Genomic DNA, 26,866 nt, shown 5'->3' on the forward strand with positions numbered 1-26,866 from the left:
TGACTACACATGAAAGAATTCCTTCAATTCAAGCTTATCCATTTCGGAGACATCAATATCATGGTGTATCATATCTTGGCCATTGTAGGCGTGGTGATTGTGACCAAACTGGCCTTGCTCCTGCTCAGAAGATTTTTCAAGAGGCAGATTAAAGTTGGTCAATTTGATGAAGGCCGGGCTTGGGCTTTTTATCAGATCATTAAATACGTAATCATTGTAGCAGCTATTGCTATTGGTCTGGAACTGATAGGTGTTCAGCTGACGTTGCTATTGGCAGGTTCGGCGGCTTTATTGGTAGGCTTTGGACTTGGGGTGCAGCAGCAGTTCAATGACCTGGTCTCTGGTTTAGTATTGCTTTTTGAAGGTACAGTGTCTATTGGAGACATTGTGGAATTGGAGGGACTGGTAGGCAAAATTACAGAAATCAATATCCGAACTTCTCAGGTGGTTACCAGGGATGGAATCATTATCATAGTGCCTAATTCCAAATTAGTCAGTGATAAAGTGATCAACTGGTCACATAACCGTCAATCCACTCGTTTTGTGGTTAAGGTAGGAGTTGCCTATGGCACGGACGTAAAAAAAGCAACAGCCTTAATAGAACAAGCAGCTACCAACCATCCTGAAGTAGCCAAAAAACCTCAGCCATTTGCCAGGTTCATAGATTTTGGCAATTCTTCTCTTGATTTAGAAATTAGATTTTGGTGCAAAAATATGTGGCAGATAGAGTCAATCAAGAGTGATATTAGATTCGAAATCTATGACCTATTTCATAAGAATGGAATAGAAATACCCTTTCCTCAAACAGATATTCACATTAAATCAAATCATACCCAATGAGCAAATTTTCACTTAAAGACAAAGTAGCAATTGTAACAGGTGCAAGTAAAGGTATTGGCGAAGCCATGGCCAGTATATATGCAGCCGCAGGTGCCAAAGTAGTGGTATCCAGCAGAAAACAGGAGGCCGTGGATGAAGTGGCCGAAAAAATCACTGAAGGTGGATTTAAAGCCATAGGTGTTGCGTGTAATACTGGCGATATGGATCAAATTGGACATTTGGTAGATCAGACCTTGGAAGCGTATGGTAAAATTGATATTGTGGTAAACAATGCAGCTACCAACCCAGTGTTTGGTCCAGTGGTTCAGACCAGCACTGATGCATTTGACAAAATCATGGATGTGAATGTAAAAGGGCCTTTTGAATTGGCCAAACTGTGCGTGCCTCACATGGAAGCTGGAGGATCTATTATCAACATCAGCAGTGTGGGGGGCATTTCGCCAGAAGCTCATCTAGGCATATATAGTGTGAGTAAGGCTGCTTTGATATCTCTGACCAAAGTATTGGCTAAAGAACTAGGACCACAAGGCATTAGAGCCAATGTGATCTGCCCTGGTTTGATCAAAACCAAGTTTAGTGAAGCCCTTTGGACTAATGATGACTTGACTAAAAAATTTGTGAAGCACTTGCCCCTCCAAAGAATTGGTGAATCAGATGAAATTGCCGGATTGGCGTTGTTTCTGGCCTCTGAAGCCTCTTCTTATTGCACAGGGGGTGTTTATACAGCAGACGGTGGATTTACTATCTAAAACTACTATATTCGAATCCAAATTAAGATTAATTCAATGACACTAAAGACAAAAATTTCCACTGGCATTTTAGCACTATTTATCATTATTCAATTCTTTGGCATAGACAAAGAAAACCCATCTTATGCTGCTGAAAATGATTTTATCGAAATTATGAATCCGCCTACAGAAATTGCTCAAATCATCAAAACTTCATGCTATGATTGTCATTCATATCATACAAAGTATCCCTGGTATACAAGTGTTGCGCCTATTTCATGGTGGATAGGAGATCATATTGAAGAAGGTCGTGAACATTTCAACTTGTCAGAATGGGGCACATACTCAGAGAAGAAAGCGCTGCATAAACTGGAAGAATTTTACGAAGAAGTGGAAGAAGGTGAGATGCCTTTGACTTCATATACCTTGATCCATGGTGAAGCCAGCCTTACGGATGAACAAACGAAAAAATTAATCACTTGGGTCAAGAGTTTGCCAGGTGTGAAATAGTGGCAATTCAATAATCAAATCTCTCGTAATCTTCAGAGAAGATCTCTGCTACTATATTTGATTGATCTGAAACATTTATGGTTTGACTCTTATTGAGCCTTTGATTTGTCCATTCTATTTGGTAAGACATCAGGTATGGGACTGCCTTCTCTTCAATTTCTTCCACTTTGAAAATTTTCACTCTTCCTACGTTTTGTAGTGAGATATATTGAGGTAAAAAATGTATTTCTTTGATTGAATCTGGGATTTTTTTAATCAAATGGACAAATTTTTCGAAAGACGTCTGATTAGAAAATAGCCCGAAATACAAGCTATGAAAATACGATTGTTGATTCCGATTCCATACTTTGTCCTTGAAGCAAGATACCATTCGATCATAAGGATCTCTGACTATCGTAAATACTTCAAACCCGTCTTCAACATAAGGTTTCATATTCGCTTTAGCCTTCTGATGAATTTCAGTCACAGACATTGAAGCAACATCCCACTCTGGATAATGCGCTTGTAGCATAGCAGCCAAAATTGATGTACTTCCCGTTTTACATATCCAGATGTAAGCCAATTTCTTTTCTGGCCAATGATATACATAATGCGGCCATTGTTTGTTCAATCTATAGAGTCCAAATAAGGATGCTATTTGGCAAACAATTGGTGTCTTGAGCATTATCGTTTTCCATTTGGCCTGGTCTGGGTCAATCTCGTTTTCTGGGTATAAAAGTGGTTGAAACAATTTGCCATGCTTTATCAGTACAAAGAAAAATAAGACCCACTGTTTCATTGTTGGATATGTGCTTTTGGCTAACTATAACTTGATGCCTAAAGTTAAGTAGAAACTTCTTCCGTCTGAAGGAATAATTCCCGGGCCAGGATACCCTGTGGCTCTTCTTGTGAAATAGTTATTGTCTGTCAGGTTATTGATACCTGTTTCCAACTTCAACATTTTGTATGCGTAGGATAATGAGAAATCCACAATATAATAGGCTGGAATCTCTCCTATTACCCCTTCCCTTGCGCTTCCTGATTCCGCCACATTTGAGTTTTCGGCGTCAGTGAATTGTTTGGACAAGCTTGTAAACTGAATACTGGAGAGTAGGTTTTTGTACCCCATATTGAGTCCAGTCTTAATATTGACGTCAGGGATGAATTCTACCTTATGCCCATCTACATTGTTATTGCCCTCAATGGAGTTGAGGTACCTAGACCCTGTGAATGCAGCATTTACAAACCAGTTGAATTTCATCTTTTTATTATCCCCCTGAAATGTTTCTATAAGATTCCAATCAACAAAAAACTCAAGCCCATAAATCATGGCATCACCAATATTGGTACGGACACGATTGGCGCGATCGTCAAACACAATACCAATTCGATCTTTGTACATCATCACATAAGCACCCACATCATAGGAAACATACTTTTTCCACTTTCCTCTCAACCCAATGTCTGATGTATAGCCATTTTCGTCCTGTATATTTTCATCAATAATAAAAGAGGGGTTGACTGTTCTGATATCACTGAAAGTAACTGAGCGATAATTTTGAGAGAAGTTCCAGTAAAGCTCCAGATTGGGGTTGAATTCATTGCTTAGTCCAAGACCAAATAGCACGAAAGTTCTTGGTAATGAAAGTGATTCTGTAGAATCCGTATCCACAGCACTGGATCCAAGGCTGTTTACAAGATATGTGCCTTTACTTCGAGTCAGAATATGCTCTACTCTAATACCAGGCGTAATGGAAAAATGGTCATTCAAGTAGATGATGTTTTCGCCAAAAAAGGCCAAATTTCTATTTGGAAAAATATAATTCGAATTATTAGGATAATCAGAAAGGCTATTGTGGAAACTAAAATCAGCGCTTGAACCATCAGCTCCTTGCCCTTGTATGGAGCCATTTTCAGCATGATAGTATTTTGAACCCACCAAAAGTACTGCGTCTCTGTTGAACAAACCATATCTGGTGAGCAACCTTGCCTCTATTCCCCAATTATTGAAAGTGCCTTTAATTAAATCTCTAGGATAAATATAATTTCCCTGTTCATCCTTCCAGTCTGGTTCGCTTACAGGGTTTCTATTAAGTCCTCCTAAACCAGGAATCCCTCTAAAACCAAGGGCATTTCGTTCTGCATTTAAGCCAAACACGTTGAGGCTGAAGTCTGTTCGATTTGAGAATTTATGATCCAATCGTATAGCATAGAGCTTCCAATCCACTTCAAACCAATTTCTTTCGCGATTGCTGAACATGGGATCGTCTGCAAACTGACTATCTGTTAACCCACCAGCTTGCTGTGCCAGATATTTGAGATACGTAAAGTCAGCTGTGATACTCGTTTCATCACTGAAAGCATATCTGACATTGGCAAAGAGATTTTTCGAATCGAATTCAGAATTTGGACGATAGCCATTGCCCTGCTTATAGTTGAAATAAGTGTAATAACTAAACTTGCCAACAGTACCACTCAAACTGTTGAAACTAGTGTACAGGCCAAATGAGCCAATGGTTTGGCGTGATTTCAATTCTATTTTCTTGTCAGCCACTGGCTTTTTCATTTTGAAATTGATCAAACCACCAAACTGTGTTCCATATTGTAGCGAAGCAGCACCTCGAATTACTTCTATCTCTTCTAATCCTTCTACAGGTGGTGTGTAATAGCTCTCTGGATAACCCAATACATCTGCACTAATGTCATAGCCATTTTGTCGTGTATTGAAATTGGATGTTCTGTTTGGGTCTAGCCCCCTACCTCCTATACTTAGCTGTAGTCCCCCATCATTGCTTTCGTAGATATTGAGACCCACAACCTGAGAATAAACCTGTCGGGCATTGTTGCTGGCTCGATTCCCAACCATCTGATCAAGTAGGATTACTTCACTTTTCTTACCCGCGTAGATTGCTGTGCCTTCTACAGGCTGTAGCCGCTTGAGACCAAATATCTCCTCTTTCTTTTGATTAATAACAACCTCTGAGAGTTCAGTAGTAAGTTCGCTCAGTTCAAATTCTAAGGTTTGATTCTTACTTAATTCAATTTGGGTGGCGAGTGTTTCGTATTGATAAGAGAAAACAACTAAAGTGTACTTTCCACTTGGAATATCCTTAAACTGAAAGTTTCCATCCTTGTCAGTATCAACGAGTTTCTTTAATTCCTCAATATAAATTTGAGTTGAGGCAATACCTTTTTTGGATACTGAGTCAGTCACTTTACCCTTCAGTTCAAATTGCGCCCAAGAAATTTGAGCCAGCAACATCAACATACCCACTATACTACAGACCTTTAATTTCATCTTCGAATGGTAAAATCCACTGCTTAGGTTCAAATGATTCTTTCTCTTTCATTAAATCAACTTCAGAGTTGATGAATGGACGACTAGATCTTCCATTGAGCGCGACGTAGCTTTCTACATATACCTCGACATTCCTATGACCCTGTGGCATAAAATGCCTGCCTAAGTGATGCGCATATTCCAATATGAAATCAGGCTGAAAAGACATCTGTTTCTCTTGAAATGGTGTTAAAAAATCACTGTTGTCCACATAAAAATATTGACCAGTTTCTCCGTTTACAATTTTGAAATTGGCCACACCTGCTTTTTCCATAAGCATCACGCGCCAGGAAAAACGAAATCCCTCTTCAGTCCAAAACAACTCACCTGGGTAACTTAAATACCTGAATGGAATCGTCAATTGGAGCGCAAAGAAAACGATAATCAAGCTTACTTTTGCCCTCTGCTTAAAAGATTTATAATTTAAGGTCAGTTCCCGACCAGGGTTTGGGTTTGGATTCATCCAATGTACATATTGACCCAAGTTGTTCAGTAGGTTGGCATGCCAATTTGGTGTGAAGAAAATCAGCGTACAAGCTATCATCAAGTAAGGAAACATACCTATAGGAAAAAGTATACTCGTCAGCAGATGAAATCCAATGACCATAAAATACCCAAACCATCTGGTGGTAGCATACAATAGTAAAAAGGGCACTGTTAGATCATAAAAGGCTCCTATCCAGCTTAGCGCATAGTGCACCCAGGTCTGCTGTAGCCAATCACCTAATAGTGGCAGGTCATACGCGCCTGGCAGCCACATTTTTAACGGCATGGCATGTACCAACCAGTCTGAATTGAGTTTGGCCAGGCCAGCATAGAAATAGACAATACCAAGCATGAGTTTCAAGGCATCTGCATGCCATTTGGGAATTCGATCATAAGCTTGTTTTGGATTGCTAAAAGCATCTAATGATGCACAAGTATGAGCAGGAAGAAAAATTAAGAGAAAGCTTACCAGACTGACAAAATAGTAGTGGTTGAGATATGTAGTCTTATCCATCAACTCAATGTAAGTGAAACTCAAAAAGAAAATCACAATGGCGACACGATACTTATAGCCTAAGGCAACAAATAATGCCGACATTCCACAAACAAAAAATAGAACATAGGTGAATTCACCCAAAGGCTTTACCCATTCAAAACCATAATAAGAAAAGTGAAATGCTGGATCAATGTATAATTTTTCGATCCAACCATAAGCCCAAAATCGAATCATACTGATAAACATGAGGCTCCCAAATAAAATACGAAAGACCGCTAGTGGAGCGGCCTGTATCGTTTGGTTGGGATATGAAGATCTGGTATCAATCACCATCAGCATCTACATAATCTACCTTGATATTCAAGGCCTGCAACATGTCAACTTTAAAATGGATCACGTTCTTCTGCAACTCATCATAAGTATTGAGCATCAGGGCATTATCAGTCTCTACTTGTTCTGACAAGTCATCAGACAAATGACTGCCTGTTGATTCTATAGTTACAAATTGGTCATTGATCAATTTGGTCAGGTCTTCTCCCTGCTTGATAGAATTCAGATAATCCAAATAACTATTGAATCCCTCTCCTGTGGTACTACTTTCAAAATGCTGTCCATTGAAAAAAGCCTGACTTGCTGCCAATGCTTCTTCATATAAGGCTTTTGAAAAACTTGAGCCATAATAAGACTCTACATCTTTGGCATCTGGTGTTCCAGAAAATACTCCAGCGGGAATGCCGATTTTGCTTGCTCTGAGATGTTTTTCAAAATAGTATATGTAATCATTGGCAACTTTATTTACTGCTCCAGTTGCACTCGATCCATCATTGTTCACAAATGTTTCTCGGTAGCCATTTTGCCAATCATCAACTACTTGAGTAGTCAACAAATTCAGTCTGCCCACTATGTCGGACAAATAATTTCTATATTTTTCTCCAGTCTGCGTGTCAGAAAAAATACCAACAATGGCAGCCTCTGATTCACCAACTCCATTAATCAAATAATCTATGGCCGGAAAACCTTGCTGATCTCTGCGTGAGGGAAGCTCAAGGTTATAGTTGCCAGAAGTGATGTTTGCTTCGATTTCTGTTGAATTGGTTGGGAAAAGGTTGGTATAACTCTGCAAGCTGACAGTTTCTGCCTGTCCTATTTCAAACATAGCTACCCACTGCCAGGCCAGATAAGCCGATTGCCATTGGGTTCTTAAGGAGGCTAAATTAGCTTCATTGACAGTTGTATTGAATGTATTTGTCGCTATGACTAAAGCTTCAATTTCATCTAAATAGTTCTCATAAGCAGGCATAATGATGTGGTCTGCCCAATTAGTGAGCATGGCTCCACGATCAAAACTATCTTCTGTTGATTCATTGGTACCAGAATCACAGGAAGCCAAGGCAATGGTAAAAACGGATAAGAGAATTTTAGATACTTTCATACAAACTGAAAAATGAGGCCAATAGTAATAATGGCCTCATTTATATTTTTAAATCATCAATTACTTTACTGTGCTGCCTCAGCCATCACTAGGCCAAATGCATCTACTATTTCTTGTGATACCTCATCTAGTGTAGTTGATGAAGCATTCCAAAGACCATTTTCATTGGCCAGAATATCATCCACAAATTCTTCTACATCCTCCTTGGAGAAGTAAGGTGAGTTTGTATTAGGTTTTCTAGTGAATTGCAAACTGTACACGAATCCTAAACCTTCAGATAGATCATGGAAAGCACCACCAAATTCCTGTGTTTCAAGCAAATCTTTACCACCTTGTAAGTAGTGAACAGCTCTCACTGCAATCACCTTTGAAACGTTCTCTCTTATGATTTCTACTTGTGTGTCTCTAACTGTGTAGTTTTTAGCTACAATGGCCGCTCTTCCTAGAATAAAAGCATCTTCAATAGTCTTGGCAATGCCTGTGTAATTTTCGTTGCCATCTACACTACCAATGTAATTGAGCAAATAGCTTGGGTCATCATCTGTACCTCCATATACATAGCCATAAGCTTCATCCCACTTGTGCTCCATGGTAGTATATGTCTTGCCTTCAGCTAGTACTTCAGCATCGTTATCTTCCACGTTAGTGCTTTCATCCAAAACAGAGTTGCTCAAGTAGTTATTTAGAATTTGATCAGCAAAAAGAGCACCTATCAAAGACTTTGCTATCACCTGATTGTATTCTATCCCTTCAGCACTTACATATCTTGTAGAAGTGCCATCTGCCATTTGGCCTGCCATTCCGGCTGAAGCCGAAGCCTCCCATTGTGGAAATACTTCATCATGTTGGTTGCCTATCCAGGTATCAATTTGAGCTTTTATTTCCGCAGCGTCAGTGGCGTTGTCGGAAAAATAATCGGAAGAAGCTGCAGTTTTACTTCTGATGTTTTTATCAGAAGCATTAAGGTCTGCATCAGAGAAATCAGCATCACCTTCAGCATGATCGAACATAGCTAATAATTCGGCTTTACTTTTTGTCTCGTCCTTTATGGCAGTGCCCAGTTCGTGTGTCATAGCTATTCTGGTGGTCTGCCCACTGAACGAAACTGTGCTAGCTCCATCTCTGGTAAAAGTGTATGTATCTGGCGTTTGAATAGATGGAGTAGTATCATCATCACTACACGATACCAATGTTACCCCGAATAGTATACCAATATAAATCTTACTGAATTTCATAAGTCGCAAATATATTATGTTTATTAAGACTGATTATAAATAATATTGCAAAAGTACATGGCAATCCAATTGACACAACCTTTATCTAGACAAATTCTAAATACGAAATAAAAATCACTAGAAGTAGTGATTGCAACTATTTCAATAGCATCAAAATATATTTTTAGATTAATCTAAAAATTGTTTTTCTTTGCATAAACCCATTTGAACGTAAATGTTAAGTCACGCAGAAGAAAACTACCTCAAGGCTATTTATCATTTATCACAAGCTGACAAATCTGATGTATCCACCAATGCCATTGCAGAGGTACTTCAAACCAAACCAGCTTCCGTAAGTGATATGATCAAAAAGTTGTCAGATAAGGGATTTGTCAATTATCAGAAATATAAAGGAGTGAACGTGTCTGTAAAGGGCAGAAAGGAGGCCTTACAGATCATAAGAAAGCATCGCCTGTGGGAAGTGTTCTTGGTAGACAAACTTCAGTTCAATTGGGACGAGGTGCATGATATTGCTGAGCAACTGGAACACATCAAGTCCCCCATCCTTACCCAGAAGCTGGATAAGTTTTTAGGCTACCCGAGGATAGATCCTCATGGTGACCCCATTCCTGATGAAAGAGGAGAAATAGTGGTAGGAAAGAAAGTACCCTTATCAGAGATACAAGTAGGCAAAACGGTGCTGGTCACAGGTGTGGAAGATTCTGATTCGGAATTCCTATCACATTTGGACAAGATTCAAATTGCGCTAGGAACTAAAATTTTAATACAGGAAAAGAACTCTTTTGATGGGTCTATGCAAATAGAATTGAGTAATCAGAAAACCATTTTCATCTCAAAACAAGTAGCAGACAATTTATTAGTAACAGAATGAAAAACAATTCATATATACACCTAATGGTTATGGCGGTTTTAATCTGCGCATGCCAACCAAATAAGAATGCCAGAAATGGCAAGCTCAAAGTAGTGACTACCACGGGTATGATCTATGATGCTGTTATTAATATTGCTGGTGACAGCGTTGAAGCTTTGGCTTTGATGGGGCCAGGTGTAGACCCACATCTCTACAAAGCCACACAAGGAGATTTAAAAAAACTTCAGGAGGCAGATCTGATATTTTACAACGGCTTGCACTTGGAGGGCAAAATGGGTGAAATATTTGAAAAACTAGGTCGCATTAAATCTGTGAAGGCCGTGTCTGAAGATATAACAACCTCCAGGTTCCGTGCCAGTGAATTGTATCCTGGGACTTACGATCCTCATATCTGGTTTGACGTATCTCTATGGAAAGAAGCAGTAAAAAACGTGCACAAAAATCTGATCCTCATAGATGACGTAAACAAAGCTTATTACGATCAAAATGCAGTTTCCTATCTGAACTCCTTAGATTCCTTACATCTTGCAGTCAATGCTGCGATACAAGAAATACCTGAGTCACAGAGAATGCTGATCACTGCGCACGATGCTTTTGGCTACTTTGGAGAAGCGTACAACATAGAAGTTAAAGGACTTCAGGGGATTTCTACCCTATCTGAGCCAGGTCTAAAAGACGTTGCTGATTTAGTCAATCTTATTGTTGAAAATGAAATTAAAGCCGTTTTTATTGAGACTTCAGTATCTAAGAAAGCCATCAACGCAGTAGTGGAAGGTTGCAAACAGAACGGACATGATGTGATCATAGGTGGAAGTTTATATTCTGATGCCATGGGGCCTTTTGGCCAATTTGAAGGCACTTATATTGGTATGGTTCATACCAATGTTCAAACCATAGTAAACGCACTGAAATGATTATAAATGTCGAAAACCCAGTCTTGGAAATTCATGACCTGACGGTTACCTACAGTAGAAAACCAGTCCTATGGGGAGTAGACCTCACTTTGCCCAAAGGAGCTTTGGTAGGTGTAATTGGCCCCAATGGTGCGGGAAAATCCACGCTGATCAAAGCTATAATGGAAATTGTTCCACTGAGCAGTGGTTGGGTTGAGTTATTGGGTCAACCTATTACTGAAATAAGAAATCGAGTAAGTTATGTGCCTCAAAAGGAATCTGTAGACTGGGATTTTCCTGCATCAGTTAGAGATGTGGTTGTGATGGGCAGATACGCTGAATTAGGCCTTTTTAAAAGACCAAGAAAAGCCGATTATGAAGCAGCTGATTATGCACTTGAACAAGTAAATATGCAGCAATTTGCCAGTCGCCAAATCAGCCAGTTATCTGGTGGGCAACAGCAACGCGTATTTTTGGCGCGAGCTTTAGCTCAAAATGCTGAAATCTATTTCATGGATGAACCTTTTGCAGGTGTAGATGCAGCAACAGAGAAGACCATTATCAACATCCTGAAGAACATGTCTGAAGAAGGCAAAACTGTGGTAGTCGTACATCACGATTTACAAACTGTTTCCCAATATTTCAACTGGGTGGTGCAATTGAACACCAGATTGGTTGCGTCTGGCCCCATTGATCAGGCTTTCACTCAAGAACTACTACAAGAAACTTATGGTGGCAAACTGAGTATTCTTTCTGAGGTTGGGAATCTTCTGAAAAAACAACAATTTCCAACACGTGATTTGACCTAGACTATTGATGGAAGACCTTATCACATTTTTCTCATTTCAGAATCCGAACATTAGATATGTTACTGGAGGATCAGTATTGTTAGCGATTAGCTCAGCGCTGGTTGGGTGTTTCACTTTTCTAAAGAAAAAGGCACTAGTTGGAGATGCAGTTGCACATGCTGTATTGCCAGGCATTTGTTTGGCCTTCCTTATATCTGGCACCAAAAATCCGATATATCTAATTACTGGGGCATTCATCACGGGATGGCTGTCTCTGATTTTGATAGATGTGATTACGCGAAAATCAAAAATTAAAGAAGACACAGCCATTGGGCTTATCCTTTCTGTATTTTTTGGAATTGGCATCCTGTTGTTGACCATGATTCAGCATTCAGGCAATGCTGCTCAAACCGGTCTGGATTCTTTCTTGTTTGGAAAGGCGGCAGCTTTGGTGGGTCAGGATTTAATGATCTTTAGTGTGATCAGTATTTGTCTTCTGCTAGGTGTGATACTGTTTTATAAAGAATTTGCCTTAATCTCCTTTGATGAAGATTTTGCTAAATCCATTGGTTTTCCAGTCAAACGACTTGAGTTGGCCCTAACAACTTTAACTGTCTTAGCGGTAGTGACAGGCATACAAGCTGTAGGTGTTGTTCTGATGGCTGCTATGCTTATTACTCCAGCTGCTGCTGCAAGATTCTGGACCAACAAGTTGAATATCATGCTTCTTTTGGCTGCCATTTTTGGGGCTTTTTCTGGAGTGAGTGGCGCATATATTTCTTATGTAGCTCCCTCTATGCCCACTGGGCCGTGGATTGTGATGGTGATATCAATGATCGCTATAGTCTCCTTTTTCGTTGCGCCCGAAAAGGGAATTCTGTACAAATTGGTTCGTCAGTCAAAAATCAAGAAACGTATTCTAAGTGAGAATATCCTTAAACTGTTCTATCAACTAGGGGAAATCGATAACAATTTTGAAGAGCAAAGAAATCGAGAACAGATTCAAGCTAAGCGACCAATAAAAACACCCACCCTCCTATCAGGACTCAACAAATTAACCAATCAAGGGTTTTTGAAATACCAAAATGGAGGCTGGCAGTTGACAAGTCAAGGTCAGAAAAAAGGCCAAAGGATTGTGAAACTACATAGACTTTGGGAGGTCTATCTGACCAAATATTTGCGTATCGCGCCAGATCATGTGCACGAGGATGCGGATAATATCGAGCATATTCTTACCCCAGAATTAGAAGCAAGATTAGAGGCCCTCTTGCAATACCCTACCAGTGATCCTCATGAATCCAATATTCCATACAATAAACCAATTAAGAATTAATGGATGCACTATACATCATAACTGCAGGCTCTTTAGTTGCCATTACTTGTGGACTATTGGGATGTTTTCTCATTCTTAGGAAGATGGCGATGGTTGGGGATGCCATATCTCATGCAGTACTGCCTGGGATTGTATTGGCTTTTTTGATTAGCGGAAGTAGGGATTCTGTGGTGATGCTTTTGGGTGCGGGTGTCATAGGCATTTTAACGACTGTATTAATTGAATTTTTTCATAAAAAAGGAAATTTACAGGCTGATGCTTCAATTGGTGTTACTTTCACCTGGCTATTTGCCCTTGGTGTTATTTTGATCTCTGTATTCGCCAATGAAGTCGATTTGGATCAGGATTGTGTGCTACATGGTGAAATCGCATACGTGCCGCTTGATTTATGGATTACAGACTCTGGTGTGATATTAGGGCCACGGGTGTTGTATGTTTCGGGCTTTGTGTTTTTGGTCATTATTGGATTTATTGTCTTAGGGTATAAGGAATTGTACCTCACTACCTTTGACCCTGCATTTGCTACTGCCATTGGAGTATCTACAGTGCTTTGGCATTATTTGTTGATGGCAGCAGTTTCTCTCACCACAGTTGCATCTTTTGAATCTGTGGGTGCAATTCTGGTGGTGGCACTTCTCATAGCTCCTCCAGCCACGGCCTATATGCTCACCAATAGCTTCCCAAAAATGTTGGTAGTAACGGCTTTATTGGGCGTCATAGTATCAGCTGCTGGGTATTATCTGGCTGTCCTTTTGGATGGATCTATTGCTGGCGCCATGTCTACAGTTGCTGGCCTATTGTTTTTGATTGCCTTTCTATTCTCTCCTTCTGAAGGAATAGTATCTATCGCCATTCGACGGAAATTAGCTAAACCTAATGCTTGATTTTTTTCTCCAAAAGAAAAATGCTTTCTTTAACCCAAATTGAATTTTTACTATGCGATTGATTGTCCTTTTGACTATAATAACTTTTTCTACTGTGCTCATGGCACTGTCTCCTAAACGCACTTACAATCATACGCCCCATGATTTTCATATGACATACGAAAAGCTTACCATACCCTCTAGTGGTGGTGCTCAGCTCAATGCATGGTATTTCCCATCTGATTTGGGTGATCAACTCATGATTATCAGTCATGATGGTGTCGGCAATATGGGTGATTATCTGGAGCGTGTGAAAATCCTAGTGCATTACGGTTTTAGTGTGGTGATCTATGATTATCGTGGGTTTGGTCAAAGTAGTGACTTTAAGATTAATAAGTTTCAATATGTGTACAAGGAATTTTACGATGACTTTGATGCTGTTTACAATTATTGTGAAAATAGATTTCATCACGAACTCATTGCCTATGGCTGGGGAATAGGTGCTGGTATTTCCGTAAGCAGAGGGTATCAAAAAGAAGATATAGCAGGAATTATTGCGGATGAACCTTTTGTGGATTTCACTGCATTAAAAGCTCAATTTGGAAAAATAAATGCGGTAATGACATTGCCAGATGGTATAGAAAACAATGATTTTAATGCCTTGACAGTAGTGCAAAAAACACCTGGAAAAAATTTGCGCGGCATCCTCTATCTTCATGGCTCAAAAAACTTTTTATATTCCTCAGAAGATATGGATAAGCTCATGAACGCCACCTCTTTGGATTTCAAAGAATTGTATCAATTTGATGTAGCTTCCAGAATGGACAACTTCACCATTAACGAATCTGACTATGCCAAGCAGATTTATGGATTTGTATTAAACTTATAGTTAATCCAACTTACGTGTGTTGCGATACATAAAGGCGAGTCCAATCCCTACTGAAGCACCAAAGGCGTGTGACTCCCAAGAAATATTTGAAACTGTGGGCAGCATGCCGTAAACTAATCCTCCATAGAGAATAACGACTATTATGGAAATAGCCAATGAGCGAAAATCTTTTCGAAACAATCCAAATGAAATAAGAAAGAAAGCCAGACCATAAATCAACCCACTTGCGCCAATATGATAAAATGGTCTTCCAAAAAACCAAACCAATATGCCTGTGAGGATATAGCAATTCGCAAATACCCAAAGTGCAATCCGATTGTAAAAAATAAATATTGTTACCCCTAAGAACAACAAAGGCAATGTATTAGACAATATATGCTGTGTATTTCCATGAACCAAAGGTCCAGTAATAATGCCTACTAGGCCCTCTATGGTTCTTGGATAAATGCCCAGAAACCCAAGATCGACGTGAGAATAAAATTGAAAGGTGAACACCAACCAAATGACAAATGTCAAACGTAGCGGGTAAATTATATCAGCTCGATATCTGGTGTACATAGTTCAGGTTTGGAGCAAAAAAAACCCCGACTTGCGGGGTTATTGTTTTCAGGATTTTAGTAATCCGAGGGATCGTCAATCATTGACAGTTCCATCAGTTTTGCTTCTTCATAGCTCACAGACATATAGCCTAATATACCACCTGAAGCCTCTGCTACTTTCTTAGCCATATCTTTCAAACTTGCGTGTAATTTGATGGCAAATTTATGTTCGATTTTAGGTAAGATGAAGTTTAATTTTCTTAACTCTTTGCCAATAATTTCAGATCTACCTTCAGGTGAGTCAGGCATCTCATTTACTATTTGCTCAAACTTCTCTTTAAAATCTTTACCTACCTCTTTGTAGTATTCGATAAGTTGTTCTCTAGCTCTAGATTGTTTGCTATTAGCAATTTCCACAGCTTGATGGATTTCAGTCTTGTCTATCTTGTCATCGGCTCCTGCTATAAGAATAGATACCAAGACTGGAGCCTTCAGCAACACCTCTATTTCATCATCACGCAACGTGTTGAATTCCTTAATCATCTGATTGAAATTTATTATTGGTTTAAAAAATCGAAAATAAACTAATTCAACTAAATCAGAAAATTTTCAATGTAATTTACGTATTAAACGAGCGCACTAAGTAAATCCCCTATTGGCTTAATTGATCCATCCGTTTTCGATCACTTATGAAATTTTCAATTTGCTCGACGTCTAGTTTTTTGGCGATTATTTTTTTATCCTTGTCTACAATATAAACTTGTGGTGTACTGCGTACATTGTACTGCACACGAAAATTACTTTTGTAATAAGGATCTCCTAAATTGGTCCATCCTTTGAGGTCAAATTTCTTTATAAAATCTTTCCACTTTTTTATGTCTGTTCCTACCGTGATGGCAGCTACGTCGAAATCACCTTCCATTTTTTTGTAAAGGTCATAGAGTACAGGGGTCTTCTTCTTACAGTGTCCGCAGTCAGGGTCATAAAAATACAACACCATATAATCTGATTTAATGTCATACAAACTCGTCCTGTTTTCCAATGTGTCAATGAGATGAATTTGAGGCGCTTTGAGCCCTATTTGATTTTCTCTTTGAAATTTCATTTCCTTTTCCAACTCAGCAAGCAAAGTGCTATCCGCCCAGTCAATTTTTCCGTTCAGATAATAATTATCTGATAGATGTACAAACACTTTGTCCATTCCCATGATCTTTGGGTTTTGATACTCTTGAAAAAAAGTACCCATCCAAAATCTAAAGAGTTCTGGATTGCTTTCACACTTAGCCAGTACGTAGTCTATAGAGGCAATAATTGAGTCGGGATGTTGAAAAGTTACCCGCTCAATATATTCTCTAACTTTTCCATAAAAATTAGGTGCACGAATCAATCCATCAGAGCTAAAATCAATACCATCAAAAAAGTGATCTTTATAATAATTGTATTGAGCCTTTTTCTGCTCCATAGTGAGTGAGTCTGAATCAATCTCTAACTCTGGCGATTTGGCCATCATGATCAAAATTTGACTCATATACGTATCACCAAACGACTGAAGCAGACTATCCCGTTTGTTCGTATTCAGCTCATTCAACTCGGACATTCTTTTTCTCACCCGCAGGGTATCAGACGATACACTGGTAGAATCCAGAGTACTAGTCAGCTCTTTCATATTTTGCTGATGATTGATCATTACAAGCTGGAACGCTTTGAATTGCTCATTGTCTTGGCAATTTTCAATTGATAAATCGGGATATGTGGTTTCCCTTTTAGTGGTAAGACTAAATTCCAGCGAACGATCAATTAAAAAATCCATGGTGTAAGAGCCTGTATACAGAAAATAAACACCAGTCTTGATCAATTTTTTATCTTCAAAAAGCATGTAACCCTTATTTGAAATTGATGTGGTGTCCAATACATATCTTTTATCTCCTCTGTAGTAACCCAGGTAAGCTACACTGTCTTCAATACCTTCAACAATAATTTCAATCTTGTATGCTCGCTTTTCAGTATCAATATCTTGTGCTGACCCTATAAGATGACAGCAAATAAATAGGAGAGTAAACAGGCTTAACAAATTAGTTTTGTTCATCATAAAATGTGATTAATGATTTAGGAACGTAAAACAAACAAAATTGACTCAAGTAGCTAAGTAATTAACAAATTTTTAACTGTCAGCTCATCTCATTCATCTGTGGTTAACTACCTATTAGATGTGTAAGACATTGTTTGTAGCCATTGATGGCCTCATGACAGATACTTTATTTGTTGCCCCAAATGTCCAGAATACAACCATACTATGCCAATCAAAGACTAGAAAAAATTTGATGAAATATCAATGTTTAACTACCTTGACATTAAAATAATTTTAAACTTAAATACATAAGCTATGAAACTTATTGATGAATTAAACTACATCAGTAGATTGCCAGAAGACGAGGATGATGAAAATGATCCACCTCCAGTACCAGACGGGCGTAATTAATTAGAAAAGCAGCATTTTGAGAAATATTAGTATTAATTAATTGATAAAGAATATTATATACCAACCTATCTTTCTAGTCTATACATATTTGGTGCTTAGCCACAATGTTGTAGCTCAAGAAACTAATAACACATCATACGAAAAATTCACCAAGACTTTTGACTCACTTGTCAATTACAAGGAGTTTGACATGGCTTATAACCTACTCAGTGATGAATCTGAAAGTATAATACTTGGAGGAGAAAAGTTTAGTACGCTTTATTATGAACTTTTGTACAATAGAGTAAAGAGTGAATATTTATCAGGAAACTACCTTGAGTCCATTTCTTTGGCCAGAGAGTTTATTTTCAGATATCCTAAAAAGGATTCCCTTTTAGGATATACTTATAGCTACCTCGGCAACGCTTACTACCAATTTGACGATTACGATATTGCACTAGATTGTTATTTTAAAGCAAAGAAGATTTATGATTCAGAAAAAAGATATTCTGAAGTTTCCAAGGTGCTTTCTAGTGTTGGCTTAATATATAACAACTTAGAAGATTATGATGAGGCATTAAAATACTATGTACAGGCTAATGAATTGCTAAAAAAAAATAACGTTCAAGCTGAAAGTCATAATTACACGCAAATTGCCAGACTGTATACTAGAAACGAAAATTATGCGATGGCTCAATTGTATCTGGACAGTGCATTGAAGTTAGCATTGACGCAAAACAAACTTAAAGATCAATATTACGCCCAACGATCTTTGGGATATAACTTCTTCATACAAGAAAAGTATTCAGAAGCTTATTTCAATTATCAAAAGGCATACGACGGCTATCTTTCTATCAATTCAATAGACCACTCACTGGACTGTTCATTAAAATTAGCCTATATCCACTACAATCTAAAAGAGTACTCTGAAGTTTACCGCCTATGCGAATCACAGATTCCAATAGCGTACAACATAGGAGATTTGAATGCTGCTGTATTTTTTTCAAGATTAATGTACAAGGCATTAATTAAGGATGAAAAGTACAAGGAAGCCATTTTTGTTCAAGAAAATTTCAAACAAATAGAAGACTCTATTGAACGGATTCAAAACAATAGCTACAAGTATAAAATACAAATGCGGTTAGAGACCGAAAAAAGAGCTAATGAAAATGAATTACTTAAGCAACAAAAAATTGCAGATCAAGAAACCATAAGAGCGCAAAATATTCTCCTTTATAGTGTGGGTCTTGGCTTATTTTTGGTTGTGGTTATTGCGTTGATCATCTATAGAACCTATTTGATAAACAAAAGACTCTCGTTTAAAATACAGCAACAGTCTGACAGGTTAAAGCAACTGGATGAGGCCAAATCCAGGTTTTTCGCGAATATTTCACATGATCTTCGAACACCATTGACATTAATAATGGGCGGCATAGAACAGGTATTGAAAAGTGAGGATTTGTTGCTTACAGAAAAAGCAGAAAGGCAGCTGAAGACAGGACTGCTCAACGGAGAACGAATTATTCACCTAACTAATGAGATTAATGAATTGATCAAATTGGAAGATGGGAAATTAGCCATCAATAAAAAATACGTTGACATTGATAAGATGTTGAATCTCTTTGTCAAAATGTTCAATTCAATGGCCGAGTTAAAAGGTGTACACCTCTCTTATTCAAAATCTATTTTTGAAGGAGATTCTTATGTGCATATAGATCCTTCTCAATTTGAAAAGGTCCTATTCAATTTGATTACCAATGCGTTAAAGCATACAAAAAAGGATGATTCCGTGACGGTAGCACTAAATAAAGACGGCGATCAATTACTAATATCTGTGATTGACTCTGGCGAAGGGATACCTGAGCAGAACTTACCCTATATTTTTGAAAGATACTATCAAGCACCAGATACCACCTTCAAAACTCAAGAAGGATTTGGCATAGGCCTGGCATTGGTTAAAGAAATCATCAACAAGCATGATGCAAATATTCAGGTGAAAAGTAAACTTGGCCAAGGTTCCGAATTTATAATCACAATTCAGCAAGAATCAGTTCCATCTGAGAACCTTACTCAACTGTATGCGCTCACCTATAGTGATCAAACGAGAGTACTATTCCGTGAATTGGACGAGCCATTAGGGAATGACAACCCTATTGTTAATGTAAATAAACGCTCCTCAGATAAAGCAACCCTGCTCATTGTTGAAGATCATCCAGAAGTAAGGGAATTCATTCAAAACATAGTAGAAAAAAAGTATAATGTACTCACGGCACCAAACGGACAAAAGGCACTTAAAGTACTGGACAAAGAAGAGGTTGATTTGATCATTACAGACCTCATGATGCCATGGTTTGATGGATTTGAACTACTGGAAAAGCTGAAAGAGAGCGATAAGCTCAGAAAAATACCGGCTCTGGTTCTTTCAGCAAGAACGTCTGAAGAAGACAAAACCAAGGTGCTGTCACAGGGCGTCAATGATTTTCTTTGTAAACCTTTCAATCCTGAAGAGCTCCTTAAAAGAATTGAAAATTTACTGAACAGGAAAGAGATTTGGAACAACAACAATGAAGGAGCTCTCTTCATAAACAATCAACAAACGCTTGATGAAATAGAGCAATCTTTACTAAAAAAGGTAGAGCATTTAATTCTTGAAAAAATTGATGATCCCAATTTATCAGTGAATTATTTAGCCGATCAGATTGCAGTCAGTGAGCGCAAGTTCTATCGTATGATCAAGAAGATGACGGATAGCACGCCATTTGAATTTATCAAAGAAGTAAGAATGCAATATGCACTTCAGATCCTCAAAGAAAAGAATGTGAGTAGCGCTTCGGAAGTAGCCAAAGCGATCGGAATGAACAATGTCAGCCATTTCAATACCCAATTCAAAAAAAGATTTGGCAAAACTCCCATAGAATTTAAGTAGCTGAGCGGCTGCAATGGGGCTTTGGCAAGATTTTTAACAACGTTGGCAGCATTTTGAAATCGACCCCTTCTACTTTAGAGTCATAATTAATTTTTCTCAAAATGCTGCTGGCTCCAGAAGATATTCTGGAGCTTTTTTTATTTAGAATATCACTCCCATTCAAATTTATTGGCCTAACTCAATTCAAGAATAATCCTGTCAAAATTTCTTTAGGATATCAATTTTGGATATCTTCATTTTTTATAAATTGAGTTGTATTTTATAACTAATCAATGCTAAACGCAAGTGAAAGAAGACGAGTAAATCGCTTCATATTTGGATCGATTGTAGGAGCCATTATCTATATAGTACTTATTACTTTGCTCATCAACTTTGAGAAAGATAGCAGCCAGTCTAGCATCACTGATTACCACCAAGCCATGTGGTTTACTATCGCCACCCTAACTACTGTAGGATACGGAGATATATATCCAGTAACGCTTTATGGAAGATTTATCGGATTTATTTTTGTACTGACTAGTGTAGGCATCTATGGATTACTCATAGGGCAAATCACGAACTTAATTACCACTTTAAAACAAAACAAAATGTTAGGGTACAACGGAACCATGTTTGAACAACATGTCGTAATGATTGGTTGGAGCGACTTTGGACAACTCGTCGTAGAACAGCTTATTGGTGCTAACAAAAAGGTAGCCATAGTTACCAATATCAAAAGCCACATTGAACATATTCACGAGAAATATGACAATAATATGGTCTTTACGCTTTATTCTGATTTTGAGAATACTGACATGCTTAAAAAGGCCAACATAGAAGAATCTACTGTAGTCTTTGTAAACTTAGATGATGACACAGAAAAGTTGGTTTTCATTCTCAATATGAAAAAGGTATTTGAGAACCTTGAATTTGTGGTAACGCTAGAAAATGCTAATCTTAAAAATACCTTTATTAGTGCTGGAGTAACCAACGCCATTTCACCCCATGACATCTCATCCAAAATATTGGCCAGTTATATGTTCGAGCCGGATGTAGCAGCTTATACAGAAGATATTATGTCATTTGCTCATACACCTACAGATTATGATATCAAGCAGTTTTTGGTCACCTATGATAACCCATATCTCAACAAAGACTATCATGAGTCATTCGACAATATCAAAAAAATCTATAATGGGATACTTATTGGTATGAGCAAAAGGGATAAAAACGGCAAACGGCAATTGATCAAAAACCCCGAGAAAAAATTTACTATTTCGCTAGGAGACTATCTGATCATTATTGTCAATGGCAGCTCATTTCAGCAAATTCAAAGTGCTTTTAATGTGCAAGAAGGTTACTTTAAAGAAAGTTGATATGAATTTGAGCAATAAATTAATATGGTCAGGACTCATTCTTGTAGGCCTGAGTGCTTGCGAAAACAGAGATGTAAATCACGCAGATGGCCCGAATTTTAGCGAGATACATGAAGACATTCAATATCACTTTGATCAGGTAGAGATAGAGGGGCATGAATATTACATTCTTGAGAGAGATAGAAACAATCCTCACGAGGGTTTTGGTTTTATGGCTATGAAGGCCAATAAAACCATGGCAAATCAAGATTCCATTAAGGCCTACTTAAAAACTTTGATTGATATTCAGGTAGAACTTCTGGCGAAGGAAAATGAAATATCTGTGGAAGAGGCCGAATCTAGTGTCAATTCGCTTTTCCAATTTCATTTGAGGAACAGCAAATCATTAAGGGATAATAAACCCATAAAAAAAGGGAGCTGATCAAATCTGATCAGCTCCCTTTTTTTATGCTTGATTACTTTTATAAAGTCAAGAAATGCGTCTTTAAGTCGCTCAATACTTTCTGTGTTTCTGGGTCAATTACTGGTGAATTAGTAATGTCTTTTGCAGCCTTTACTGCATCTATCAGTTCATCTTTCTCTTTGAACACCTCTTCCAATATTTTACAATTAGAAATCATAGACATTAGTATAATGATCGCAGGTGTAGGTTTTTGTCCTTTTTGAACCACTGCCTTTAGCGTATCTCTAATTTCTTGCTCAAATGCATAATTCGCATTATCCATTCGTTCAGAAACAGGAATCCACAAAAGCTTGGTTGATTCCACTTTCAATATTCCTCGCTGAACCAACAGTTCAATCATTTCATCTTGAATACCATCAAATCCAGGAGCAATTTTCTTTACGGTATTGGAGACTGATTCTCCACCCCCACCAATTGCTTTCAGTACATTGTCAAGTACTTTATTTCCAGTGCCTGTTGTATCCTTCACAATGATCTTATTGTCTTCGAATCCAACTCTTTTGATAAGGGATAATTCCAATATCAAAATGGACAGTAGCCCGTGATCAATAGAATGCTCAGCTGCTGACAACAATCTTCCCTCTTCGTCATCCAGTGCAATCAACATCAATCCTTCTGCTAAACTTAGTTTCATCTAATCGTAATTTATTTTCTACTAATTTGATTTCAATCTTTATTTCAATATCCCTTTGATCGTTAAACCCTGAACAAGAATTGAAAAAACAACTACTGCATAGGTAGCTGCCAAAATAATATCCTTGTGAGGTATCTCATCTGACAATGAAAGCGCCAAAGCTACAGAAATTCCTCCTCTTAAACCGCCCCACGTCAATATAATGATACTTTTATCCTCAAATTTCTTGCCCATCATTTCCATGATTTTGATGGGAATGGACACCCCCAAAAATCTAGCAAAGAGAACTACTACAATAGCTATAGGTGCAATCATTAAGAATTCCATTTTAAAATCTTGCGCTATAATGATTACTTCAAGTCCTATTAAAATGAAAAGTATGGCATTCAAGGCTTCATCTAATAAGTGCCAAAACTTAAAAACATATTCGCCAGTGGCATTGGCCAAATGCTCGCTTCTGCCTTCATTTCCAATGAAAAGACCCATCACAACCATGCCAAGAGGACCAGAAACATGAATAAGTTCAGCTACTCTCCCTCCTACCATCACGAGTGTTAATGTCACCAACACTTCTAGCTCCACATGATCATTGTCAATATAATTCAGAAGCTTAAAACCTAAATACCCAAAACCTGCTCCTAATAGTAAACCACCAGCTACCTCTTTAATAAATAAAACAGCTACGCTCATGGCCGTAATTTCCTCTCCACCTCCGTGCGCTCCATGTCCACCACCATGGCCTGCCATAGCAATGCCAGAAATGGTTAAAAATATAACCACACCAACGCCATCATTAAACAATGATTCTCCAGCGATTTTAATTTCTAAGTTTTTATCCAAACCAAATTCTTTGGTAAGCGCCAATACTGCAATAGGATCTGTAGGTGATATCAAAGCACCAAACAGCAAGCAATAAATCAAATCAACTTCACTACCAACCAGTCCAAAACCAAACTGCATTAAAAATCCAACAATAAATGTGGACATTAAAGTACCTATGGTAGCTAGTACAATAATTGGCAATCGTTCCTGCAGCAGTTTGCTTAGATCAACTGATAAGGCTCCTGCAAACAATAAAAAATTAAGCATTACATTCAGCAATACCTCTTTAAAGTCAAACTCTTCAACAATATGGCTGGCTCCATTCATAACTGAAGGAACAGCAAATCCTAAGAAAACAATGGCAACAGATGAAGCCAAGGCAATGGCCATCAATCCTATCGTCGAAGGTAATTTTAGAAAGGTAATATTGATAAGTGTAAAAGCGGCGGCTAGGAAAATAAGTAAGGTGATAAGGTCTAAAATACCCATTTGAGCAAAGTTTTAGTTTTAGTTGCTATAATAATTCCACTTTCAATTTTCTTCCAATAGTGCAATTATACTATTTGTTAAGAATATCACCAATATACTACAAATAAACTATCCGTACATTCACAATTATTCAATCCACAGGTTTTGAGCATACCTTAAAGATATGACCATAGAATGGATTCTATTCATGGTCTATAAAATCTAGCAGTAGACTTGAGATAACAATCTTCTGCTGACCTTTTCACTGAAGGAAAATTTCATTTGGTTTACTCCTGTATTTTTTGAAATTCACTAACAATATTTCATTTTTTTAAAGATTTATCAAAATATACAACCTGTTGTTATAAATTATAGCAGATATAAGCATTAATACAAAGAATCAAAATAATTTTGCACCAACAAACCCCTGGTGATATTAAAAAGTAAATAGTCATTCAATTAATTAGGCATTGCATAGCATGACGGAAACGGCTACAAAAAACTTCGTGATAGACTTTGACAGCACTTTTACAAGTGTTGAAGCATTAGATGTGCTGGGATCCATATCACTCAAGAATCACCCAGAAAAAATTGATCGGCTAAAAAAAATAGCTGAAGTTACGGATTTGGCTATGAGTGGAAAGCTCTCTTTTAGGGAATCCTTGAACCAGCGCATACAAATCCTAGATGCTAAGGCTGAGCATATTCCAATTCTCATTACCATGCTCAAAAAATTGGTTTCTAAATCCTTCAAAAGGAACAAAACTTTTCTTAAAGAACACGCAGACCACGTTTTCATTCTGTCTAATGGGTTCAAGGAATTTATCTACCCTATTGTACAGAAGTATGGAATCAAAGAGGAAAACGTACATGCCAACACCTTTGTATTCGACGAAGACGGAAATATTATAGGATTTGATGAAAACAACATCTTATCACAAAGCAAGGGTAAGCCTGCAAAAATAGAAGCCTTGAAATTGGAAGGGGAAATTCATGTGATAGGTGATGGTTACAATGATTACGAAATAAGAAAAGAAGGAAAAGCCAACAGGTTTTATGCATTTACTGAGAATGTTGCTCGTGAAGATGTGGTGAAAAATGCCGATCACGTGGCCCCCTCTTTAGACGAAATACTTTATCATAATAAAATGGAAGGAGCATTATCATATCCTAAGAATAGAATCAAAGTCCTGCTTTTGGAAAACATCCATGAGAAAGGCGTGAAAATAGTAAAAGAGGAAGGTTATCAGATAGAAATCTACCCTGCGGGTATTGACGAAGACGATCTTTGTGAGAAAATCAAAGACGTTTCCATTTTGGGTATTCGCTCAAAAACTCTAGTAACCAAAAAAGTGCTAGAGCACGCCAATAGGTTGATGGCTGTTGGGGCCTTCTGCATTGGCACCAACCAAATTGACTTAGCTGAATGCACCAAGAGAGGAATTGCTGTGTTTAATGCTCCATTTAGCAACACCAGGTCAGTCGTGGAGTTGGCAATCAGCGAAATGATCCTATTGATCAGAAACTTGCCAGATAAAATTTTCTCTATGCATCAGGGCAAATGGGATAAGTCTGCCAATGGTAGTTTTGAAATCAGAGGAAAGAAATTAGGCATAGTTGGATATGGCAACATTGGCAAACAACTGTCAGTATTGGCTGAGGCATTAGGCATGAATGTGTTCTACTATGACCTTGATGAAAGACTGGCTTTAGGTAATGCAACCAAATGCAAATCCTTGAAAGAATTATTGTCAAAAGCAGACGTAGTTTCACTTCATGTAGATGGAAGAAAAACAAATGCCAATGTCATAGGCAAGAAAGAATTCGGCTACATGAAAGATGGAGTCATATTCATGAACCTTTCCAGAGGTCATGTGGTTGACATTCAAGAACTCAAAAGGAATATAGAAAGTGGAAAAATTGCTGGTACTGCTGTGGATGTATTCCCAGAAGAGCCTTTAAGTAATGCCCATGAGTTTGTGTCCGAACTTAGAGGGCTTCCAAATGTCATCCTTACACCACATATTGGTGGAAGCACTCTTGAGGCTCAGGAAAATATTGCGGAATTTGTTCCTACCAAAATCATTGATTATATCAACACAGGGACGACCACCAATAGCGTAAACTTTCCGAATCTTACCCTCCCAATTCTTCAGGACGCACATCGTTTTATACACGTACATCACAACCAGCCTGGCGTCTTGGCCAAAATTACCAATACATTGGCTAAGCACGACATCAATGTGATGGGACAGTATCTAAAAACAAACGATACGGTGGGCTATGTAATCACTGATATCAATAAGGATTATGATAAAGATGCTATTGCTGACCTTAGGAAAATTGAAGGCACCATACGTTTCAGAGTACTGTATTAACGAAAAAAAGTCTTCCCGATATTATCGGGAAGACTTTTTAATAAATCTCTGGGAATCGGTTTAATTAAACCTGAAAATGTAAGGATTTGAGCTATTCAAATGATTCAATCTTCCTCTGTTATCTCCTAAGAGTTCCGACCAGA

General features: G+C 38.0%; 23 protein-coding genes. 13 read left to right on the top strand and 10 right to left on the bottom strand.

Annotation, left to right across the window (positions count from 1 at the left end):
- The first annotated feature begins 9 nt into the window (after positions 1-9).
- From B9A58_RS01080 to B9A58_RS01090, 3 genes are read left to right on the top strand one after another with little or no spacing between them, the layout of a single operon-like run.
- Entirely contained in the window at positions 10-840 is an 831-nt protein-coding gene (locus B9A58_RS01080; RefSeq protein ID WP_084370578.1) for a mechanosensitive ion channel family protein, read from the top strand.
- On the top strand, positions 837-1,589 hold the full coding sequence (locus B9A58_RS01085) for a glucose 1-dehydrogenase (RefSeq protein ID WP_084370579.1): 753 nt from the start codon (positions 837-839) through the stop codon (positions 1,587-1,589). The genes B9A58_RS01080 and B9A58_RS01085 overlap by 4 nt, the downstream gene beginning before the upstream one ends.
- A 36-nt stretch (positions 1,590-1,625) precedes the next feature.
- Entirely contained in the window at positions 1,626-2,078 is a 453-nt protein-coding gene (locus B9A58_RS01090; RefSeq protein WP_084370580.1) for a heme-binding domain-containing protein, read from the top strand.
- Between the two features lie 7 nt (positions 2,079-2,085).
- On the opposite strand, the gene B9A58_RS01095 is transcribed toward B9A58_RS01090, so the two are convergent.
- From B9A58_RS01095 to B9A58_RS01115, 5 genes are all read right to left on the bottom strand, one after another.
- Positions 2,086-2,856, bottom strand: a complete 771-nt coding sequence (locus B9A58_RS01095) for a sulfotransferase family 2 domain-containing protein (RefSeq protein WP_084370581.1) — start codon at positions 2,854-2,856, stop codon at positions 2,086-2,088.
- Positions 2,857-2,880: 24 nt separating this feature from the next.
- The gene (locus B9A58_RS01100) at positions 2,881-5,355 is read right to left on the bottom strand and encodes a TonB-dependent receptor (protein ID WP_084370582.1); all 2,475 of its coding nucleotides are present in this window, start codon (positions 5,353-5,355) and stop codon (positions 2,881-2,883) included.
- On the bottom strand, positions 5,336-6,715 hold the full coding sequence (locus B9A58_RS01105; protein WP_245826960.1) for an HTTM domain-containing protein: 1,380 nt from the start codon (positions 6,713-6,715) through the stop codon (positions 5,336-5,338). Before B9A58_RS01105 ends, B9A58_RS01100 begins: the two co-directional genes overlap by 20 nt.
- Complete coding sequence (locus B9A58_RS01110) at positions 6,699-7,808, bottom strand: imelysin family protein (protein ID WP_084370583.1); 1,110 nt, start codon at positions 7,806-7,808, stop codon at positions 6,699-6,701. Before B9A58_RS01110 ends, B9A58_RS01105 begins: the two co-directional genes overlap by 17 nt.
- A gap of 65 nt (positions 7,809-7,873) precedes the next feature.
- A complete protein-coding gene (locus B9A58_RS01115; protein WP_084370584.1) occupies positions 7,874-9,043 on the bottom strand; it encodes a DUF4856 domain-containing protein in 1,170 nt (389 codons plus the stop codon).
- Between the two features lie 214 nt (positions 9,044-9,257).
- On the opposite strand from B9A58_RS01115, the gene B9A58_RS01120 reads away from it, so the two are divergent.
- The 6 genes from B9A58_RS01120 to B9A58_RS01145 are packed head-to-tail and all read left to right on the top strand — an operon-like array spanning position 9,258 to position 14,680.
- The gene (locus tag B9A58_RS01120; RefSeq protein WP_084370585.1) at positions 9,258-9,914 is read left to right on the top strand and encodes a metal-dependent transcriptional regulator; all 657 of its coding nucleotides are present in this window, start codon (positions 9,258-9,260) and stop codon (positions 9,912-9,914) included.
- Positions 9,915-9,943: 29 nt separating this feature from the next.
- Positions 9,944-10,828: a metal ABC transporter solute-binding protein, Zn/Mn family gene (locus tag B9A58_RS01125; protein ID WP_245826961.1), complete on the top strand. Its 885-nt coding sequence runs from the start codon at positions 9,944-9,946 to the stop codon at positions 10,826-10,828.
- The gene (locus tag B9A58_RS01130; RefSeq protein ID WP_084370587.1) at positions 10,825-11,616 is read left to right on the top strand and encodes a metal ABC transporter ATP-binding protein; all 792 of its coding nucleotides are present in this window, start codon (positions 10,825-10,827) and stop codon (positions 11,614-11,616) included. The genes B9A58_RS01125 and B9A58_RS01130 overlap by 4 nt, the downstream gene beginning before the upstream one ends.
- Before the next feature lie 7 nt (positions 11,617-11,623).
- The gene (locus tag B9A58_RS01135) at positions 11,624-12,928 is read left to right on the top strand and encodes a metal ABC transporter permease (protein WP_084370588.1); all 1,305 of its coding nucleotides are present in this window, start codon (positions 11,624-11,626) and stop codon (positions 12,926-12,928) included.
- A complete protein-coding gene (locus B9A58_RS01140; protein WP_084370589.1) occupies positions 12,928-13,812 on the top strand; it encodes a metal ABC transporter permease in 885 nt (294 codons plus the stop codon). Before B9A58_RS01135 ends, B9A58_RS01140 begins: the two co-directional genes overlap by 1 nt.
- A 52-nt stretch (positions 13,813-13,864) precedes the next feature.
- Positions 13,865-14,680, top strand: a complete 816-nt coding sequence (locus B9A58_RS01145; protein WP_084370590.1) for an alpha/beta hydrolase — start codon at positions 13,865-13,867, stop codon at positions 14,678-14,680.
- Here the strand turns inward: B9A58_RS01145 and B9A58_RS01150 are convergent, their stop codons facing one another.
- The 3 genes from B9A58_RS01150 to B9A58_RS01160 form a co-directional block, all read right to left on the bottom strand.
- Positions 14,681-15,238, bottom strand: coding sequence for a rhomboid family intramembrane serine protease (locus tag B9A58_RS01150; protein WP_084370591.1), 558 nt, complete (start codon positions 15,236-15,238; stop codon positions 14,681-14,683).
- 56 nt (positions 15,239-15,294) lie between these two features.
- Positions 15,295-15,762: a hypothetical protein gene (locus B9A58_RS01155; RefSeq protein WP_084370592.1), complete on the bottom strand. Its 468-nt coding sequence runs from the start codon at positions 15,760-15,762 to the stop codon at positions 15,295-15,297.
- Positions 15,763-15,871: 109 nt separating this feature from the next.
- Positions 15,872-17,308 (bottom strand): thioredoxin-like domain-containing protein, encoded by a 1,437-nt coding sequence (locus B9A58_RS01160; RefSeq protein WP_084370593.1) that lies wholly within the window; start codon positions 17,306-17,308, stop codon positions 15,872-15,874.
- A gap of 481 nt (positions 17,309-17,789) precedes the next feature.
- Between B9A58_RS01160 and B9A58_RS01165 the strand changes: the two genes are divergently transcribed.
- The 3 genes from B9A58_RS01165 (at position 17,790) to B9A58_RS01175 (ending at position 22,379) form a co-directional block, all read left to right on the top strand.
- Positions 17,790-20,603, top strand: a complete 2,814-nt coding sequence (locus tag B9A58_RS01165) for a response regulator (protein WP_139793701.1) — start codon at positions 17,790-17,792, stop codon at positions 20,601-20,603.
- Between the two features lie 272 nt (positions 20,604-20,875).
- Positions 20,876-21,958: a potassium channel family protein gene (locus B9A58_RS01170; protein WP_084370595.1), complete on the top strand. Its 1,083-nt coding sequence runs from the start codon at positions 20,876-20,878 to the stop codon at positions 21,956-21,958.
- Between the two features lies 1 nt (position 21,959).
- On the top strand, positions 21,960-22,379 hold the full coding sequence (locus B9A58_RS01175; RefSeq protein WP_084370596.1) for a hypothetical protein: 420 nt from the start codon (positions 21,960-21,962) through the stop codon (positions 22,377-22,379).
- A 40-nt stretch (positions 22,380-22,419) separates the two neighbouring features.
- Here the strand turns inward: B9A58_RS01175 and B9A58_RS01180 are convergent, their stop codons facing one another.
- Positions 22,420-23,055, bottom strand: coding sequence for a GOLPH3/VPS74 family protein (locus tag B9A58_RS01180; RefSeq protein ID WP_084370597.1), 636 nt, complete (start codon positions 23,053-23,055; stop codon positions 22,420-22,422).
- A 39-nt stretch (positions 23,056-23,094) separates the two neighbouring features.
- A complete protein-coding gene (locus B9A58_RS01185) occupies positions 23,095-24,366 on the bottom strand; it encodes a cation:proton antiporter (RefSeq protein WP_084370598.1) in 1,272 nt (423 codons plus the stop codon).
- Between the two features lie 458 nt (positions 24,367-24,824).
- On the opposite strand from B9A58_RS01185, the gene serA reads away from it, so the two are divergent.
- A complete protein-coding gene (serA, locus tag B9A58_RS01190; protein ID WP_084370599.1) occupies positions 24,825-26,723 on the top strand; it encodes a phosphoglycerate dehydrogenase in 1,899 nt (632 codons plus the stop codon).
- Positions 26,724-26,866: the final 143 nt, after the last annotated feature.

This window comes from Reichenbachiella faecimaris (assembly GCF_900176375.1).
GTDB lineage: Bacteria > Bacteroidota > Bacteroidia > Cytophagales > Cyclobacteriaceae > Reichenbachiella > Reichenbachiella faecimaris.

Excerpts from the sequence above, each read along its gene's own strand:
- B9A58_RS01080 (WP_084370578.1), top strand. The coding sequence starts at position 10 with ATGAAAGAATTCCTTCAATTCAAGCTTATCCATTTCGGAGACATCAAT.
- B9A58_RS01140 (WP_084370589.1), top strand. The coding sequence starts at position 12,928 with ATGGATGCACTATACATCATAACTGCAGGCTCTTTAGTTGCCATTACT.
- B9A58_RS01145 (WP_084370590.1), top strand. The coding sequence starts at position 13,865 with ATGCGATTGATTGTCCTTTTGACTATAATAACTTTTTCTACTGTGCTC.
- B9A58_RS01085 (WP_084370579.1), top strand. The coding sequence starts at position 837 with ATGAGCAAATTTTCACTTAAAGACAAAGTAGCAATTGTAACAGGTGCA.
- B9A58_RS01090 (WP_084370580.1), top strand. The coding sequence starts at position 1,626 with ATGACACTAAAGACAAAAATTTCCACTGGCATTTTAGCACTATTTATC.
- serA (WP_084370599.1), top strand. The coding sequence starts at position 24,825 with ATGACGGAAACGGCTACAAAAAACTTCGTGATAGACTTTGACAGCACT.
- B9A58_RS01095 (WP_084370581.1), bottom strand. The coding sequence starts at position 2,856 with ATGAAACAGTGGGTCTTATTTTTCTTTGTACTGATAAAGCATGGCAAA.
- B9A58_RS01185 (WP_084370598.1), bottom strand. The coding sequence starts at position 24,366 with ATGGGTATTTTAGACCTTATCACCTTACTTATTTTCCTAGCCGCCGCT.
- B9A58_RS01105 (WP_245826960.1), bottom strand. The coding sequence starts at position 6,715 with ATGCTGATGGTGATTGATACCAGATCTTCATATCCCAACCAAACGATA.
- B9A58_RS01155 (WP_084370592.1), bottom strand. The coding sequence starts at position 15,762 with ATGATTAAGGAATTCAACACGTTGCGTGATGATGAAATAGAGGTGTTG.
- B9A58_RS01175 (WP_084370596.1), top strand. The coding sequence starts at position 21,960 with ATGAATTTGAGCAATAAATTAATATGGTCAGGACTCATTCTTGTAGGC.
- B9A58_RS01100 (WP_084370582.1), bottom strand. The coding sequence starts at position 5,355 with ATGAAATTAAAGGTCTGTAGTATAGTGGGTATGTTGATGTTGCTGGCT.
- B9A58_RS01135 (WP_084370588.1), top strand. The coding sequence starts at position 11,624 with ATGGAAGACCTTATCACATTTTTCTCATTTCAGAATCCGAACATTAGA.
- B9A58_RS01180 (WP_084370597.1), bottom strand. The coding sequence starts at position 23,055 with ATGAAACTAAGTTTAGCAGAAGGATTGATGTTGATTGCACTGGATGAC.
- B9A58_RS01160 (WP_084370593.1), bottom strand. The coding sequence starts at position 17,308 with ATGATGAACAAAACTAATTTGTTAAGCCTGTTTACTCTCCTATTTATT.
- B9A58_RS01170 (WP_084370595.1), top strand. The coding sequence starts at position 20,876 with ATGCTAAACGCAAGTGAAAGAAGACGAGTAAATCGCTTCATATTTGGA.
- B9A58_RS01130 (WP_084370587.1), top strand. The coding sequence starts at position 10,825 with ATGATTATAAATGTCGAAAACCCAGTCTTGGAAATTCATGACCTGACG.
- B9A58_RS01115 (WP_084370584.1), bottom strand. The coding sequence starts at position 9,043 with ATGAAATTCAGTAAGATTTATATTGGTATACTATTCGGGGTAACATTG.
- B9A58_RS01120 (WP_084370585.1), top strand. The coding sequence starts at position 9,258 with ATGTTAAGTCACGCAGAAGAAAACTACCTCAAGGCTATTTATCATTTA.
- B9A58_RS01125 (WP_245826961.1), top strand. The coding sequence starts at position 9,944 with ATGGCGGTTTTAATCTGCGCATGCCAACCAAATAAGAATGCCAGAAAT.
- B9A58_RS01150 (WP_084370591.1), bottom strand. The coding sequence starts at position 15,238 with ATGTACACCAGATATCGAGCTGATATAATTTACCCGCTACGTTTGACA.
- B9A58_RS01110 (WP_084370583.1), bottom strand. The coding sequence starts at position 7,808 with ATGAAAGTATCTAAAATTCTCTTATCCGTTTTTACCATTGCCTTGGCT.